General features: G+C 63.6%; 9 protein-coding genes. 2 read left to right on the forward strand and 7 right to left on the reverse strand.

Going from position 1 to position 16,351, the window contains the following annotated elements; genetic code table 11:
* Positions 1 to 107 precede the first annotated feature (107 nt).
* Positions 108 to 851, forward strand: coding sequence for an HAD family hydrolase (locus tag AC6I1W_RS08265; protein ID WP_117189032.1), 744 nt, complete (start codon positions 108 to 110; stop codon positions 849 to 851).
* Positions 848 to 3,361 carry a glycoside hydrolase family 65 protein gene (locus tag AC6I1W_RS08270; protein ID WP_117189034.1) on the forward strand — a complete coding sequence of 838 codons (2,514 nt, stop codon included), beginning with the start codon at positions 848 to 850 and terminating at the stop codon, positions 3,359 to 3,361. Before AC6I1W_RS08265 ends, AC6I1W_RS08270 begins: the two co-directional genes overlap by 4 nt.
* Before the next feature lie 93 nt (positions 3,362 to 3,454).
* On the opposite strand, the gene AC6I1W_RS08275 is transcribed toward AC6I1W_RS08270, so the two are convergent.
* The 7 genes from AC6I1W_RS08275 to glgX all read right to left on the reverse strand — a co-directional run bounded on the left by AC6I1W_RS08275 (position 3,455) and on the right by glgX (position 16,201).
* Entirely contained in the window at positions 3,455 to 5,536 is a 2,082-nt protein-coding gene (locus tag AC6I1W_RS08275) for a glucose PTS transporter subunit IIA (RefSeq protein WP_065672716.1), read from the reverse strand.
* A gap of 96 nt (positions 5,537 to 5,632) precedes the next feature.
* Positions 5,633 to 6,427 (reverse strand): NUDIX hydrolase, encoded by a 795-nt coding sequence (locus AC6I1W_RS08280; RefSeq protein ID WP_065672717.1) that lies wholly within the window; start codon positions 6,425 to 6,427, stop codon positions 5,633 to 5,635.
* 21 nt (positions 6,428 to 6,448) lie between these two features.
* A complete protein-coding gene (gene glgB / locus AC6I1W_RS08285; protein WP_016667593.1) occupies positions 6,449 to 8,383 on the reverse strand; it encodes a 1,4-alpha-glucan branching protein GlgB in 1,935 nt (644 codons plus the stop codon).
* A gap of 81 nt (positions 8,384 to 8,464) precedes the next feature.
* Positions 8,465 to 9,763, reverse strand: coding sequence for a phosphotransferase (locus AC6I1W_RS08290; protein WP_065672718.1), 1,299 nt, complete (start codon positions 9,761 to 9,763; stop codon positions 8,465 to 8,467).
* Entirely contained in the window at positions 9,760 to 11,532 is a 1,773-nt protein-coding gene (treS, locus tag AC6I1W_RS08295; RefSeq protein ID WP_284950650.1) for a maltose alpha-D-glucosyltransferase, read from the reverse strand. Before treS ends, AC6I1W_RS08290 begins: the two co-directional genes overlap by 4 nt.
* On the reverse strand, positions 11,529 to 13,625 hold the full coding sequence (locus tag AC6I1W_RS08300; RefSeq protein WP_371258407.1) for an alpha-1,4-glucan--maltose-1-phosphate maltosyltransferase: 2,097 nt from the start codon (positions 13,623 to 13,625) through the stop codon (positions 11,529 to 11,531). The genes treS and AC6I1W_RS08300 overlap by 4 nt, the downstream gene beginning before the upstream one ends.
* A gap of 485 nt (positions 13,626 to 14,110) precedes the next feature.
* The gene (glgX, locus tag AC6I1W_RS08305) at positions 14,111 to 16,201 is read right to left on the reverse strand and encodes a glycogen debranching protein GlgX (RefSeq protein ID WP_016667597.1); all 2,091 of its coding nucleotides are present in this window, start codon (positions 16,199 to 16,201) and stop codon (positions 14,111 to 14,113) included.
* Positions 16,202 to 16,351: the final 150 nt, after the last annotated feature.

Genomic DNA, 16,351 nt, shown 5'->3' on the forward strand with positions numbered 1-16,351 from the left:
CATCGCCTCCAGACGTGCTCACGGCCCGGGAGTACGCTCCCGGGCCGTGAGCACGTGGGGACAAGTCTGACCCAACCCAGCTGGACGTGTCGTCATCGACCAATAGCATGGAGACCATGGACTCGACCCCATTCGACGAGAAGTTCCATGCCGTTTTGTTCGACCTTGACGGCGTCCTCACCCCTACCGCGCTGATTCACATGCGTGCCTGGGAGGAGATGTTCAACGAGGAGTTGGCCCATCGCGAGGGCCAGGATCCTTACACCGACGAGGACTACTTCGCCTACGTGGACGGCAAACCTCGATACGACGGGGTACGTGACTTCCTTGCCAGCCGCGGCATCACTCTCCCGGAGGGGGATCCCTCCGATGCTCCTGATGCCGAGACGATCTGCGGGTTGGGAAATCGAAAGAATGACCTGTTCAACACGGTGCTGGCCCGAGACGGCATCCAGCCTTACCCGGGGTCTCGCCGTTGGGTGGATCTGCTCCACGAACGCGGTGTGGCGATGGCTGTGGTGTCCTCGTCGCGCAATGCCGCTGTGGTGCTCGAGGCAGCCGGTATGAGCGAGGATTTCCCGGTGCTGGTCGATGGCAACCGGTCGAAGGCGGAGAACCTGCCTGGAAAGCCCGCCCCTGACACCTACCTCCGTGGAGCTGATCTGCTTGGTGTGTCTGCGGAGCAATGCGTTGTCGTCGAGGATGCGGTCTCGGGAGTGCGCGCAGGTGCGGCTGGTGGATTTGGAATGGTGCTCGGCGTCAATCGCGGCGTGGGTGCTGACCGGCTGCGTGAGGTGGGTGCTGACCGAGTGGTCGATGACCTGGACGAGATGGCTGAGGAGATGGCATGACGCGAACGGGCACCGACCCGATGGATCGATGGCGCTTTCCCGACGATCCGTGGGCGATCGTCGAGACGGCACCGAGTACCGACGACCTGGGAAAGACCGAGACCTTGTTCTCGGTCGGCAACGGGTATCTCGGCATGCGCGGCAATCCGTCTGAAGGGCGTGACTCCTTCAGTCACGGGACCTACATCAACGGGTTCCATGAGATCTGGGACATCCATCACGCCGAGAATGCTTACGGCTTTGCGCGCACCGGTCAGACGATCGTCAACGTCCCCGACGCTAAACTCATGAAGCTCTATGTTGACGACGAGCCGTTGCTGCTCAGCGTCAACGAGATTCAGTCGTACAAGCGTTGGATCGACTTCCGTGAAGGGGTGCTGCGTCGCGAACTGGTGTGGCGGACCCCGGCGGGCAAGCTGTTGCGGGTGGCGACGTCACGGATGGTGTCCTTCACCCACCGTCACATGGCTCTCATGAGCATCGAGGTGACGATGCTCGAGGGGGATGCCCCCATCGTCATCAGCTCTCAGATCCTCAATCGTGAGGACGGCATGGACGAGTATCACGTTTGTCCTGAGGACTCGGGGAATGCCGACGATCCTCGTCAGGCCCGCAAGTTTGCCGACGAGGTGCTCGTCGCGGAGAAGGACTGGCACTCGGACCGGCGGATGATCCTGGGGTTCCACACGGCCAGGTCCGGGATGACGCTGGCCGTGGGCGCCGACCATGAGATCACCACCGACAATGAGTACGTCTCCCTCATAGACACCGAGCCCGGATGTGGCAAGCGGGTGTACCGCATCGAGGCGACCCAGGGCCGACCCATTCGCGTCGACAAGGCCGTGGCCTACCACTCCTCGCGGGAGGTACCGGTGCACGAGCTGTTCGACCGTGTCCGTCGCAGCCTTGATCGGGTCCGCGAGCAAGGGCATGGGATCTACTACGACGAGCAGCGCGAATGGCTCGAGGACTACTGGGCGACGGCCGACGTCGAGGTGGAGGGTGCGCCGGCAGGTATCCAGCAAGCGGTGCGGTGGAACCTCTTCCAGATTGCTCAGGCCTCGGCCCGCGCTGACCAGCTGGGTATCTCTGCCAAGGGTGTGACCGGATCTGGCTATGAAGGCCACTACTTCTGGGACACCGAGGTCTACGTCATCCCGATGCTGACCTACACCCATCCGCGAATCGCTGAGAACGCCCTGCGGTTCCGGGTCAACACTCTTCCACAAGCCCGACGACGAGCCGAAGAACTGTCCGAGCGGGGAGCTCTCTTCCCGTGGCGGACGATCACCGGTGAGGAGGCCTCCGCCTACTACGCCGCAGGTACGGCTCAGTATCACATCAATGCTGACATCGCTCACGCGATCATGAACCACGCTCGTGCGACGGGGGACAAGACCTTCCTCTTCCGCGATGCCGCTCCGGTCCTCGTCGAGACGGCGCGGATGTGGGCAGATCTGGGCTTCTGGCGGATCAACGGAGGCCGGGAATTCCACATTCATGGCGTGACCGGGCCCGACGAGTACACCACGGTCGTCAACAACAACCTCTACACCAATGTCATGGCGCGGGCGAACCTCATTGACGCAGCCAGCGTCATGAGGCGGATGAAGGATGAGGACCCGCTGTGGTTTGAGCATCTGTGCTCCGAACTGGACCTCACCGAGGACGAGGTCAGTGGTTGGGAGGAATGTGCCGCAGGAATGGTCATCCCGTTCGATGACACCTTTGGCATCCATCCTCAGGACGACCAATTCCTCTCCCGGGAGCTGTGGGACCTCACGAACACCCCCGACGACAAGCGTCCGCTGCTGCTGCATTACCACCCGCTGGTGATCTACCGGTTCCAGGTACTCAAGCAAGCCGACGTCGTGCTGGCCCTGTTCCTGCAGGGGGACCAATTCACCCAGGCGGTCAAGCTCGCCGACTTCGAGTACTACGACCCCATCACGACCGGTGACTCGAGCCTCTCAGCAGTGGTGCAGTCAGTGATGGCAGCCGAGGTGGGCCATCAGGAGATGGCCATGGAGTACTTCCTGGACGCCCTCTACTGCGACCTGGCCGACACCCACCACAACGCCTCGGATGGTGTGCATGTTGCCTCGACCGGTGGTGTGTGGGGTTGTCTGGTCCATGGATTCGTGGGCATGCGCAATGACCGAGAGAACCTACGTTTCGATCCTCGGCTGCCGGCCCAGTGGACATCCATCAAGCACCACATGCTCATTGGCGACTCGCACATGCTGGTGAAGCTGGAACGTGACGCGATCACCTTCCAGATCTTGTCAGGTCATGACCGCGAGGTGACGGTACGCAGGGAGCTCCATCACATCGGCGTCGAGCCGGTTCGGATCCCGCTGAGCGACCAGGGCCCGCTGCGTCCCAGTCTGCGCGGAACGCACCCGATCTCGGGATTGCGACGTGCAGACGGTTCCCTCATGACGGCGGAGGTTCCCGGAGGTATCGCCGAGACAATCGTCTCCTCACCGATGCCGTCCTTGTGGGACTGACGAGGACAACAACAAGGAGGCCGGCACCATCACGGTGCCGGCCTCCTGTTCGTGGGGGTAGGGGGCGGCCGAGATGCCCCGGCCGCCCTCGACTCACTTCACCACGGTGATGACCGGGGTGCTCGTGGTGACGTCGTCAGCAGGAATGCCGGTGACGTTGGAGTAGTCGAACCCGTTGGTCACCAGGACCGGGGTGATCTTCGAGTAGCCCGCCTCGTCGATGACGGCGGGATCAAAGACGACCAGGGGCTGACCGGCGCTGACGTGATCGCCGGCCTTGACCTTGACGTCGAATCCCTTGCCGCCCAGCTCGACGGTGTCGACACCGACGTGGATGAGCAGTTCGACGCCCGAATCGAGCTTGAGCCCGAAGGCGTGGCCGGACTCTGGAGCGGTGACGACGGTGGCGTCGGCAGGGCAGACGACCGTGCTGTCACTGGGCTCGATGGCGATGCCGTCACCGACGACGCCGGTGGAGAAGACCGGGTCGGGAATCTGGGAGATCGGAACCGCACGCCCCTTGAGAGGGGAGGCGATGGTGATGGCCTCGGATGCGACCTCCGCGGCCGTGGGGGCTTCGACTCCCTCAACCGTGGCAGTTTCCGTCTCGGGTTTGGTGGCAACCGCGGTGGCAGCCCCAACGGGCGCAGCGGCAGCCGGGGCGGGGGCGAGAGCCGACGACTCGGTGTTGGTGGCCTCAGCTTCATCACGACGAGCCTTGGCAGCAGCTTTCTCGTCGTCGTCACGGTAGTCGCGCACGATGACCAGGGCCATGGCGGTGAAGAAGGAGGCCGCGATGGCGACAGCGTACAGACCGATCTTGTCGAAGGCCGGGATCGTCAGCAAGGAGGTGAAGACGAAGGCCGGGGTGTGCAGGCCGCCGCCGGCACCGATGATGACGCCACCGACGAGGCAGCCGACCAGCATGGACAGGTAGATCTTCTTGTAGCGCAGGTGGATGCCGTAGAGGCTCGGCTCGGAGATACCGCCGAGCAGGCCGGCGGCGAGGGCGCCGGTCGCCGTCTGACGCATCGTCACGTCCTTGTCACGGACCGACAGGAAGAGGACGCCAGCGGTGGCGCCGAAGCAGGCGAAGTTCCAGGCACCCATCGGGCCCTGGATGTAGTCGTAGCCCAGCGTCTGGATGTTGAGCAGCATGACGGCGTTGAGCGGCCAGTGCAGGCCCAGCGGGACCATGAACGGGTAGAGCAGAGGGATGAGGACGGCGAAGATGAACGGGGAGACGTCGTTGACCGCCTTGAGCCCGTTGGCCAGGCCGGCGCCGGCGTAGACACCGATGGGGCCGATGAGGAAGGCCGTCAACGGAATCATGATGAGCATGGTCAGGAAGGGCACGAAGATCATCTGAACATTGGGGGAGATGACCTTCTTCAGCCACTTGTACAACGGAGCCAGGATGGCCGCCATGATGAGGGGAGGGAAGACCTGGGAGCCGTAGTTGAAGATCGTCAGTGGCAGGCCGAAGATGTCAACGACGTCGACCTTGAATCCGCCCAGGGACAGCGGATGTGCCGCCTTACCGAGCTCGGTGAATCCCGGAAGCATGACGACGGCCATGACCGAGAACCCGACCCAGGGGTCGGCGTTGAGGCGCTTCGTGGCGTTGTAGGCGACCAACAGCGGCAAGAAGTAGAAAACACACTGCCAGGCCAGGTTCACGAACTGCCAGCTCGGAGGCAGGGAGACACGGGAGTCGGCCCAGTTGCCGATGACTCCCATGGAACCCATGAGGGCCATGAAGGTGATGAACAGCGAGGCACCGAGCAGGGCGCCCATGATCGGACGGAAGGAGTCCGACAGGTACTCGAACAGGTTGTCAAGCCACGAGAACTTGCCGCGCGGGCCCTTGGAACGATGTGCGGCCTTGACGTCCGCATCGGACTGCTTGCCGTCCTCGGAGCCGAAGTTCTGCATGCCCGGCAGGTTCATGATGTCGTTGTAGACGCTGTTGACGGCGCCGCCGATGACGACCTGATAACGGTTGCCCGACTGGGGCACAGCGCCCATGACGCCGGGGATCTTCTCCACCTCGGCCTTGTCGATGGACGAGGAATCACGAAGCTGGAACCGCAGGCGGGTTGCGCAGTGGGTCAGGCTGACGATGTTGTCGCGGCCGCCCACCACGTCCACGATCTGGGACGCAGTTGATGACATGTAGGTGGTCCTCCTGTGTGTTCAGTCATTTTTCTTCCAGGACAACGACGAAGAAGCATAACCACCAGGGCCGAACGTTCGTTCACCACCCCAGGGTTACAACGAAAACCCGTTCTCAGTGGCACGTGGGGTGGGATCTGCCAGTATGGCCGCGATACGTCGGGCCGACAGCTCGGTGACGTGTGCAGGGACGTCAGCAGGATCCACCCAGTGCAGATGGCCGATCTCGCCGTCAGCAGGATTCATGATGGCGGCGAGGGACGGTTCGACCACACCGGCGGCATAGATGAACTCGATGGCGTCAGACCACCCGAGGGCAGGTGGCATCCAATCGATGAGGACGGGGGTGGCAGGGATGTCGATGGTCACGCCCAATTCCTCCCGGCACTCCCGAACTGCTCCGGCATGGGGAGATTCCACCGGCTCGACGACACCGCCGGGGAGTTCCCAGTCAGGCTTGTACGTCGTCTCGCACATGAGAACCCGCCCGACTTCGTCGTGGACCAGGACGTGGGAGATGACCCGTTTGGTGGGCAGCACCGAGTCGAGCATGCCGGTGTGACCGGTCCGGGTGTAGATCTCGTCGGTGGCCAGTCGGGAGTAGACGAATTCGTCCACCCAGCCATCCCCTCGGCTGCCGGCTTGGCGTAGCCGTCCCTCACGGCGGTATCCGGCCCGGTGCAGGGCATGGATGACGTCTCCGTCGTCGACGGTCACCCGGGCCTCCAGACGACGCACCTCGTGACCGAGGATGGCGTCGTCGGAGGCCAATGAGATGGCCCGCGTCAGACCCTCCGGATATGGCGGATCGTCGAGCAGCAGGCGACCACAGTCGCCTACCACCTCGACCTGAATCCGAAAGTCCTCGGGATCGGACTCGTCATCGACCACGAACAATCCTCCTTGCCAGAGTCACTGCATTCCCGGATCGCCGGGCAGAGCAGCGGTTGCCGAGGGATCGTGGCGCAGCCACACCGAGCCCATCGGCGGGACGCACACGGTGGCGACGGCCGGGAAGCGATCGGGAACTGGAAGCGGGGTGGCCACGACCTGGCCGAGGTTTCCGAACTCTCCCGTTCCGTCGTACTCCAAGGAATCGGTGTTGAGGATCTCGGTCCACACGCCTTCCTCGGGTAGTCCGACGCGGTAGTCGGTCTGCGGGTTGGGGGAGAAGTTCGTGAAGCAGGCGATCGTCGAGCCGTCCTCGCTGCGGCGCAGCCAGGAGAACAGATTGTTGCCGGCGTCGTCGGCGTTGATCCATTCGAATCCGCGCGGATCGCTGTCGAGCTGCCACAGGGCGGGGTTCTCCTTGTAGATCATGTTGAGATCGCGGAAGAGGCGCTTGAGACCACCGTGACCCCACAGATCGGCGACGAACCACTCGAGGCTGGCGGACTCGTCGAACTCGTGACGCTGGCCGAACTCCTGACCCATGAAGATGAGCTGCTTGCCCGGGAAGGACCACATGTAGGAGTAGAAGGCTCGCAGGGACGCGAACTGCTGCCAGTCGTCACCGGGGATCTTGTTGATCATGGATCCCTTGCCGTGCACGACCTCGTCATGGCTGATCGGCAGGATGAAGTTCTCCGAGTACTGGTACACCATGGCGAAGGTCATCTCGCCGTGGTGATACTGACGATGGAACGGATTGAGCTCCATGTAGCGCAAGGAGTCGTTCATCCAACCCATGTTCCACTTGAACCCGAATCCCAGGCCGCCGTGATCGACCGGCTTGGTGATGCCGGGGAAGCTGGTCGACTCCTCGGCAATCATGAGGATGCCGGGGTGGCGCGAGTACAGGTGTGAGTTGACATAGCGCAGGAAGTCGATGGCCTCCAGGTTCTCTCGTCCGCCGTACTTGTTGGGCACCCACTGACCCTCCTCGCGGGAGTAGTCCAGGTAGAGCATCGAGGCGACGGCGTCGACGCGCAGACCGTCGACGTGGAACTCGCTGATCCAGTACAGCGCGTTGGAGACGAGGAAGGACTTCACCTCGTTGCGGCCGTAGTTGAAGATGTAGGTGCCCCAGTCCACGTGCTCGCCCTGGCGCGGATCGGCGTGCTCGTAGAGGGCGGTGCCGTCGAAGCGTCCCAGAGCCCAGTCGTCCTTGGGGAAGTGCCCCGGAACCCAGTCCATGATGACGCCGATGCCGGCCTGGTGGAGCTTGTCGATGAGGTAACGCAGGTCGTCGGGGGAGCCGTAACGGCTGGTCGGTGAGAAGTATCCGGTGACCTGGTAACCCCAGGACGGGGCGAAGGGATGCTCGGCCAGCGGCATGAACTCCACGTGGGTGTAGCCCTGCCACAGCACGTAGTCGACCAGTTCGTCAGCCAGCTGACGGTAGCTCAGCCCGTGACGCCATCCGCCCAGGTGGACCTCGTAGACGCTCATCGGTTCGGCATGGGCGTGCGAGGCCTCACGGTGGGCGATCCACTCGTCGTCATTCCACTCGTAGTGGGTCTCGGTGACGATGGACGCGTTCTGCGGGGCCTGCTCGGAGTAGCGGGCCATCGGGTCAACCTTCTCGTGCCAGTTGCCCCACTGGTCCTGGATGCGGAACTTGTAGAGAGTGCCTTCGCCCACCCCTTCGATGAAGGCGCCCCAGACCCCAGATCCCGGGATGAGACGCATCGGGTCACCGGTCCACCAGTTGAAGTCCGCGATCACCTCGACGGCCTGGGCGTTGGGGGCCCAGAGGGCAAAGCGGGTCCCGGTGATGGGGCCGCGCTCGTCGTCGGTAATGGTGACGACGTGGGAGCCGAGTCGCTTCCACACCTCCGTGTCCCCACCGGAATGGAACCCCTCGAGGTCCCAACCGGTGAGTCCTCCGAACTCATCGTGAGCCATGTCGTCCTCCTGGCATGTCGTTGGTGTGGATGTCGCCGTCGGGTCGGTGACTCGACGGAGGTTCGTGGGGCGGGGACATCATCAATCCTGCACCATCGCCCGAATGGCCGACAACGGGATGTCAACCCAGGCCGGCCGGTTGAGGGTTTCATAGACGGTTTCGTATCCGGCCTTGTCGGCCTCGTAGGCGGCCAAGACGTCGCATTCGGCGTCGTTCGGGCGACCATAGCCGTCCAGGAAGGCATCGCGAGCTCGTTGTGCCCAGGCCAATGTCTCCGGTGCGGTGGGTTCGGCATGGGCCGAGGTGGCATAGGACAGTGAGCGCACCATTCCTGCCACGTCACGCCAGCGGGAGTCCGGCAGGCGACGCTCGGCCAGGGTCTTGAGGGGTTCGCCCTCGAAGTCGATGATCCGCCAGCCGTCGGGGGTCAGCAGGGTTTGTCCGAGGTGGAAGTCACCGTGCACCCTTTGAGCGGCCAGGCGGCGACCGCGCAGCTTCTCGAAACGTGTGGCGAGGAGGTCGCGGTGTGGTTCCAGCGCCGGGGCTGCCGCCACTGCAGCGTCGAGACGACGCACCATGTCGTCGGCAATCTGGCCCCCGTCCAACTCGGCCGTCCCAAAGGTCTGCTCCAACGCAGAGTGGATGGTTCGCAGGCATCGGCCCAGGTCGGCGACGAGATCGGCGACGTCCTCCAGATCGGCAGCCTTGTCGGTGATGAGTTCCCAGCCATCCTGGGGATGTGGAAGCCGCTCGATGATCATGGCCAGATCGGTCTGGATGTCCTCGTCAGCCGGGATCTGCCCGGAGATGTGACCGTAGAGCTTGGCCACCGAGGAGACGCCGGCGTCATTGAGGGCGCCGTGAATGGTGATGTCGAGATTGTCGCCGGGTTCGAGGCGGCGGAACATCTTGACGATGATGGCGTCGCCAACCATGATCGAGGTGTTCGACTGCTCACCGCCAAAGCGCTCGGCGGTCCGAACCGGTTCAGGTGCCTCCAAGCGGCGATGGAGCTGCCATGAGTCATCCGCGGCCTGAGGATCAGCCTCGAGGATCGTCCTGGCCCACACTGTCAGGGCCTCCTGGTCGGTGGTGGCGTCGCTGACCGTGATGGGATCACCATCGACGTGAATCTGCGTCAGTCCCGCAGAACTGCCGGGGCGCAGGGCCAATAGGAGCTGGTAGTACTCCTCCGGGGCCTGCGGGTAACAGACCAGGGCAATGACGGGCACCACCTTGAGATCGTGCTCGTCAACGACTGGAGCCAGCGGCAGTAACCTGGCCAGGGTGCCATCTCGGCCCTTGCCGGAGAACCACCGAGCGGTACTGATGTGGTCCCAGATGCGGTCCCGGACGTCTGCGTCATCCCAATCGGTCATGGCTTCTCCTCTCCGGTCATCTGCAGCCATCGGTAGCCGTAGGGCGGCATCGGAACCGTCAGGGTTCCGTCGGCCTCCACCGGCTGGGCATCCTGGCCGTGAATGAGGGACGCTCCGGTCACACCTGCGAATTGCGGCAGGGTGAGGGTGACGGTCCTATCGGTGTCCGACAGATTGGCCAGGCACAGAATCGTCTCGTCCTCGTCGTGGCGTAGGAAGGACATCACGGCCATGTCCTCCGCGCCCAGATCGGTGAACTCTCCGGTACCGAAAACGGGGTGACGACGACGGATGCCCAACATGGCGCGGGTCCACACCAACAGGGAGGACGGGTCATCCATCTGACGCGCGACGTTGACATGTTCCGGACCGTGACCGAAGGTGTGGATGAGTGGGAGATGGAAGTCCTCCGGCAGCGCGGTCGAGAATCCGGCCGTCTCGGAATCATCCCACTGCATCGGGGTTCGCACGCCGTCGCGGTCAGGAAGCCATGGATCGTCGCCCATGCCGATCTCGTCGCCGTAATAGAGAACCGGGGAGCCGGGCAGAGACAGCAGCATGGCGTTGAGCAGACGAACCCTGGCCTCGTCGTTGTCGACCAGGGGGCTCAACCGGCGACGAATGCCCAGGTTGCACCGCCAGCGCGGCTCGGGAGCATATTCCTCCCACATGTACTGACGGTCTTTCTCGGTCACCATCTCGAGGGTGAGTTCGTCATGGTTGCGGAGGAAGGTTCCCCACTGACAACCCGCCGGGATGTCCGGTGTGGAGGCGAGGATCTCGCTGATGCACTCCCGTGATCCGCGGCGCAGCCCCATGTACAGGCGTGGCATGACGGGGAAGTGGAAGGCCATCTGGCACTCGTCACCGTCACCGAAGTACTCGACGACGTCGTCAGGCCACTGATTGGCCTCGCACAGCAGGATACGTCCCGGGTACTCCTCGTCGACCATCGCGCGCAGCTGTTTGAGGATCTTGTGGGTTCCCGGCAGGTTCTCGCAGCTCGTTCCCTCGGCCTCGATGAGGTAGGGGACGGCGTCGAGACGGAAACCGTCGATGCCCAGGTCCATCCAGAATCGGACGGCGTCGAGCATCTCCTCCATGACCCGGGGCTCCTCGAAGTTGAGGTCGGGCTGGTGGTGGAAGAAGCGGTGCCAGTAGAACTGCTTGCGCTCGGAGTCCCACGACCAGTTGGAGTCCTCGGTGTCACAGAAGATGATGCGAGCGTCCGAATATGCCTCGTCGGTGTCGGCCCAGACGTAGTAGTTGCCGTAGGGGCCGTCAGGATCGGCACGGGAGGACTGAAACCACGGGTGGGAATCAGAGGTGTGGTTCATCACGAAGTCGATGATGACGCGCAGACCACGGTCGTGAGCGGCGTCGAGGAAGACCTTGAAGTCCTCGATCGTCCCCAACTCCTCGCGGATCCAGCGATAGTCGCGGATGTCGTAACCGCCGTCGTGCAGCGGTGAGTCGTAGAAGGGGGGAAGCCACAAACAGTCCACTCCCAGCCATTGCAGGTAGTCGAGCTTCTCGGTCAGCCCCTTGAAGTCGCCGATGCCGTCACCGTTGGAGTCCTTGAAGGAGCGCACCAAGACCTCGTAGAAGACGGCGGTGCGGAACCATTCGGTCTCCGTGCGGTCGATCGACCCGACCGGGTGGATCGCGTCGAGCTTGGCCTGCAACTGGGCCGAGGTCAGCCCAAGAGCCCCGGTGGGTGCGAGGGTCTCGGGAATCTCCTCGGCAGGCGTGTAGGAGGAATGGGTCATGAGGTGGTCTTTCGCACGTGCAGGATGTGGGCCGGCTGGGCTGGGTGGAGCCTGACGAAGGCCTGCTGTCCCCAGGTGAAGTCAGCACCGGTGAGTTCGTCGTGGACCTCGAAGGTGTCGTCGTTGCCAAGACCAAGAGCGGCCATGTCCAACATGACCTGCGACTCCACACCCCACACCGGATCCAACGAGATGACGACGATGACGACGTCGTCCCCGGCCTTCTTGGAGAAGGCAAGCACATTGTCATGGGGGGCATGGTGAACGGTGGTGTCACGCAACTGCTGCAGGGCCGGGTGAGCGCGCCGAATCTCGTTGAGACGAGTCACGAGCAGTTTGATGTTCGGCTCGGAGTCGAAGTCACGGGGACGGTACTCATACTTCTCGGAGTGGGCGTACTCCTCGCGTCCCGGCAGCGGTTCGTGCTCGCAGATCTCGAACCCGGAGTACATGCCCCACGACGGGCTCATGGTTGCAGCCAGGATCGCGCGGATGGCGAATCCGGCCGGGTTGCCGTCATTGAGGTAGATCGGGTTGATGTCCGGGGTGTTGGTGAAGAAATTCGGGCGGTAAAAGTGCGAGGTCTGGTGGGAGACCTCGTTGAGGTACTCCTCCAACTCCCACTTGGCGGTGCGCCAGGTGAAATAGGAGTATCCCTGCTGGAAGCCGACCTTGCCCAAAGCACCCATCATCTCGGGGCGGGTGAACGCCTCGGCCAGGAAGATGACCTCCGGATAGCGGCGATGCACCTGCTCCATGAGCCAGGCCCAGAAATTGATCGGCTTGGTGTGCGGGTTGTCGACGCGGAAGATCGTCACCCCATGGGAGATCCACAGCTCGAGCAGCCGCAGGCACTCGTTGTAAATCCCCTCCGGGTCGTTGTCGAAGTTGATCGGATAGATGTCCTGGTACTTCTTCGGGGGATTCTCGGCGTAGGCGATGGTTCCGTCGACGCGGGTGGTGAACCACTCCGGGTGCTCCTGCACCCACGGATGGTCCGGGGAGGCTTGCAGGGCGAAGTCCAGCGCCACTTCCATGCCCAGGTCGTGGGCGTGGGCGACGAAGCGGTCGAAGTCCGCGAAGGTGCCAAGATCTGGGTGGATGGCGTCATGGCCCCCGGCCGAAGAACCGATGGCCCATGGCGAACCGGGATCGTCCGGCCCAGGGGTCAGGGTGTTGTCCTTGCCCTTGCGGAAGGCAGTTCCGATGGGATGGATCGGCGGCAGGTAGACGACGTCGAATCCCATGGCGGCAGCGGCGTCCAGCCGCTCCCAGGAGGAATCGAAGGTGCCCGAGACCCAGTGGCCGTCCTCACCGACGTGGGCTCCTTGGGAGCGCGGGAAGAACTCGTACCAGGAACCGTGGAGAGCGCGACGTCTCTCGACCCGCAGCGGGGACGGGGTGGTGGGAGAAGTCAGCGGGCGCGGGGCATGGACGCGCATCGCATCGGAGAAGAGGAAGGTGTTGATGACCTGGCGCAGCGACCCCGGAGCGCGATCCGGGGTGAGACTGGCATCGGCCTCGCGCAGAACTGCGACGGCGTCGGTGTCGGCAGCTTGCTCGGCATGCGCGATGGCCTGTTCGATGAGGGCGTGACCTTCGGCGCAGACCAGCTCGACGTCGATGGCAGCGGCCAGCTTGGCGTCGGCGTTGTGGTGCCAGGTGCCCCAGGTGTCCGACCAGCCCTCGACGTGCATCGTCCAGTCGCCCTCAGCGTCGGCCGAGACGCGGGCCTTCCAGATGTCCAAACCCCATGGATCGACTTGGTGCATGTCAGTGACGTGACGATTACCCTGTGGATCGGTGAGGACGACGCTGGCGCCGACTGCGTCATGACCCTCACGGAAGACGTTGGCCGTGACCTCGAACTCCTCGTCGACGACGGAGTAGATCGGCAGCTGACCTCCCTCGACCTCGGGATGCACGTTGTGGACGGGGATGCGCCCGAAACCACGCAGCGGTGGACGGCCAGGGGCGTCAAGGTCCGAGGTGGCCGCCACGAGGGCCTCGTCGCCGGAGGCGTGGTCAGCGGCGTGACGCGGTGAAGGGGTGTCGGCATCCTGCAGGCGCGTGTCACCCACCAGGGCGCTCATCGGTAGGGAGCCCGAGGCATCCTCGGCGTCGGAAGGCGAGTCGTCGGGTGCATCGAGTGTCTGGTCGGCCTCGTCGGCAAAGTCCGGCCTGACCGGGGACTCAGGCGACGGAGATGACTCCGGAGAAGGAGCCGACTTCGGCGAGTCAGCGGGGATGACAGGGGCCACCGGTTCGGGTGAGGGTTCCGGGGCAGGGGCTGTCACCTGCACGTCCTCGTCATCGGGGCCATTCTCGTCTTGACGGCGGTCTCGCCTGTTGATCCTCCACACGAATCACAGGCTACCGTGGCTGGTTCCGGGGCGTCATGATTCGGACTAGCGCCGCAGTGACAGTCTCGACCCGAATTCTCGGAGCAAGGTTTGGGAAAGTGTGCACTGACTACTGGCTTACGGCCCCTGGCCCTGAAATGTGCTGACGAGAACGGCGGATGAACCTCTCGATCCATCCGCCGCCTGTGCGCTTGGGGCGTAACTGGTGCTTGGGATCAGGCCTCGTCGTCTCCCAGTGAGGCCTGCATGACGACGACGCACCTGCTCGGCAGGGTCATCGACATCCCGGCAGGAACCGTCTCGTCAGGGATTTCGCCAGGAACGGTCGTCGAGGCAACCACCTGCCAGGACTCGCCCCATCGGGCGCTGGGCAGGATGATCTCGGTCGGGTGATCTGCGGCGTGAAACCAAACGAGGAAGGCCTCGTTGTCGTCGCTGGTGTACATGCCCAGGGTGCGACGGCCTTCGTCGTGCCAGTCGTCGGTGACCATCTCGCCACCGTGACCGGAGAACCAGGCCAAGTCCGCCCGTCGCGGTCGCTCATCGGTCGAGCGACCCACCGGGTCATGGTGACGGTAGATCGGTGGGCGAAGGGTGGGATGCTCGCGACGCAGTGCGGTGAGGGTGCGGACGAGGTCGGTGACGTCCGACCAGCCCTCGGCCTCGTCCCAGTCCATCCAGGAGATGGGGGAGTCCTGGCAGTAGGCGTTGTTGTTGCCCTGCTGGGTGCGACCCATCTCGTCGCCGGCGGTGATCATCGGCACACCGGTGGCCAGCAGCAAGGTGGAAACGAGGTTGCGGACCTGACGATGACGCAGCATGACGATGGACTGGTCGGTCGTCTCACCCTCCCAGCCACAGTTCCAGGAGCGGTTGTCATTGGACCCGTCGTGGTTGTCCTCACCGTTGTCCTGGTTGTGCTTCATGTCATAGGTGACGAGATCACGCATGGTGAAGCCGTCATGGGCAGTGATGAAGTTGACGCTCGAGATCGGCTGACCGTAGAGGTCCGGGGATCCGCACAGCCGGGTGGCGAGTTCCTCAACCCCGCAGACGGCACCGCGCCAGAAATCGCGGATGTAGTTGCGGAAGCGGTCGTTCCACTCGCTCCAGTGAGGGCCCCAAGCGCCTACCTGGTAACCGTAGGGGCCCAGATCCCACGGCTCGGCGATGTGCTTAACCTTGTTGAGGACCGGATCATCGACGAGGGCTTGTTTGAAGGGATGGTTCTGGTCAACCCCGTGGGACTTGTCACGGATGAGGGTGGTCGCCAGGTCGTAGCGGAAACCGTCAACACCCATCTCGGTGACCCAGTACCGCAGCGAGTCGAGGACCAGGCCGAGGACTTCCGGATGGGAGGTGTCTACTGAGTTGCCGCAGCCGGTGACGTCGTAGTCGTTGCGGTGATCATTGGTGAGTCGGTAGTAGGACTCGTGGTCGATACCGCGGAAGGACAGCGTCGGTCCTTCGTGGCCACCTTCGCCGGTGTGGTTGTAGACGACGTCGAGGATGACCTCGATGCCGGCCTCGTGGAAGGCCGTCACCATCTCCTTGAACTCGCGCACCTGGGCACCCGTGGATCCCACCGAGCAGTAGGCGGCGTGAGGAGCGAAGAACCCCAGGGTGTTGTATCCCCAGTAATTCGACAGTCCCCGGCCCACGACGAAGGGTTCGGAGACGAACTGCTGGATGGGCAGCAACTCAATGGCAGTGACGCCGATGGACTTGAGGTGCTCGATGACGGCCGGGTAGGCCAGACCGGCATAGGTGCCGCGCAGATGCTCGGGGACGAGGGGATGCAGCCGGGTGTAGCCCTTGACGTGGGTCTCGTAGATGACCGACTCACTGATGTCTCGGCGGTGCTCGATGGGCTTGGGAGGCTCGGAATCCTCGATCACCACGGCGAGCGGGACCGAGGTCGCGTCGTCGGTCGGATCCGGCTCGTAGTTGGACTCCGGGGTGTGATCCATGATCGGTCCGTGGTAGTCGACCCCTGCCGTGATGGCCTTGGCATATGGGTCGAGCAGCAGCTTGGCCGGGTTGAACCTCATACCGCGATCAGGATCCCACGGACCGTGAACTCGGTAGCCGTAGCGCTGACCGGCCGTGACGTCAGGGACCTCGATCGTCCAGACACCATGCTCGTCCATAGTCATGTCGTGGTTGACCTGTGACCTGTCATCTGCCACGAGTGCTAGCTCGACACGCTCTGCGCGTGGTGCCCACAACCCGAAACGGCAACCGTCGTCAATGAGGGTGGAGCCAAGCGCACTGGTGTCGAATGACGCCGTGTTGGTGTCGGTCACAATAGGGGCCTTTCGTCGGGGATGGTGGCCGGAACATCGGCGGACCGACGAATCATTTTAGTCTGAGTCGGCCGCGGCGTCCGCAGGAGCGAGAACGCGCAATTCCATACCCTGCCGATCGGCAGTAGCGTCAAGGAGTCGCCAGGAAGG

The organism is Cutibacterium sp. KB22876, from assembly GCF_059728865.1.

Bases quoted from the DNA above. Each gene is read 5' to 3' on its own strand.
- treS (WP_284950650.1), bottom strand. From the start codon at position 11,532: ATGACCCATTCCTCCTACACGCCTGCCGAGGAGATTCCCGAGACCCTC.
- AC6I1W_RS08290 (WP_065672718.1), bottom strand. From the start codon at position 9,763: ATGACCGATTGGGATGACGCAGACGTCCGGGACCGCATCTGGGACCAC.
- AC6I1W_RS08275 (WP_065672716.1), bottom strand. From the start codon at position 5,536: ATGTCATCAACTGCGTCCCAGATCGTGGACGTGGTGGGCGGCCGCGAC.
- glgB (WP_016667593.1), bottom strand. From the start codon at position 8,383: ATGGCTCACGATGAGTTCGGAGGACTCACCGGTTGGGACCTCGAGGGG.
- AC6I1W_RS08270 (WP_117189034.1), top strand. From the start codon at position 848: ATGACGCGAACGGGCACCGACCCGATGGATCGATGGCGCTTTCCCGAC.
- AC6I1W_RS08300 (WP_371258407.1), bottom strand. From the start codon at position 13,625: ATGAGCGCCCTGGTGGGTGACACGCGCCTGCAGGATGCCGACACCCCT.
- AC6I1W_RS08265 (WP_117189032.1), top strand. From the start codon at position 108: ATGGAGACCATGGACTCGACCCCATTCGACGAGAAGTTCCATGCCGTT.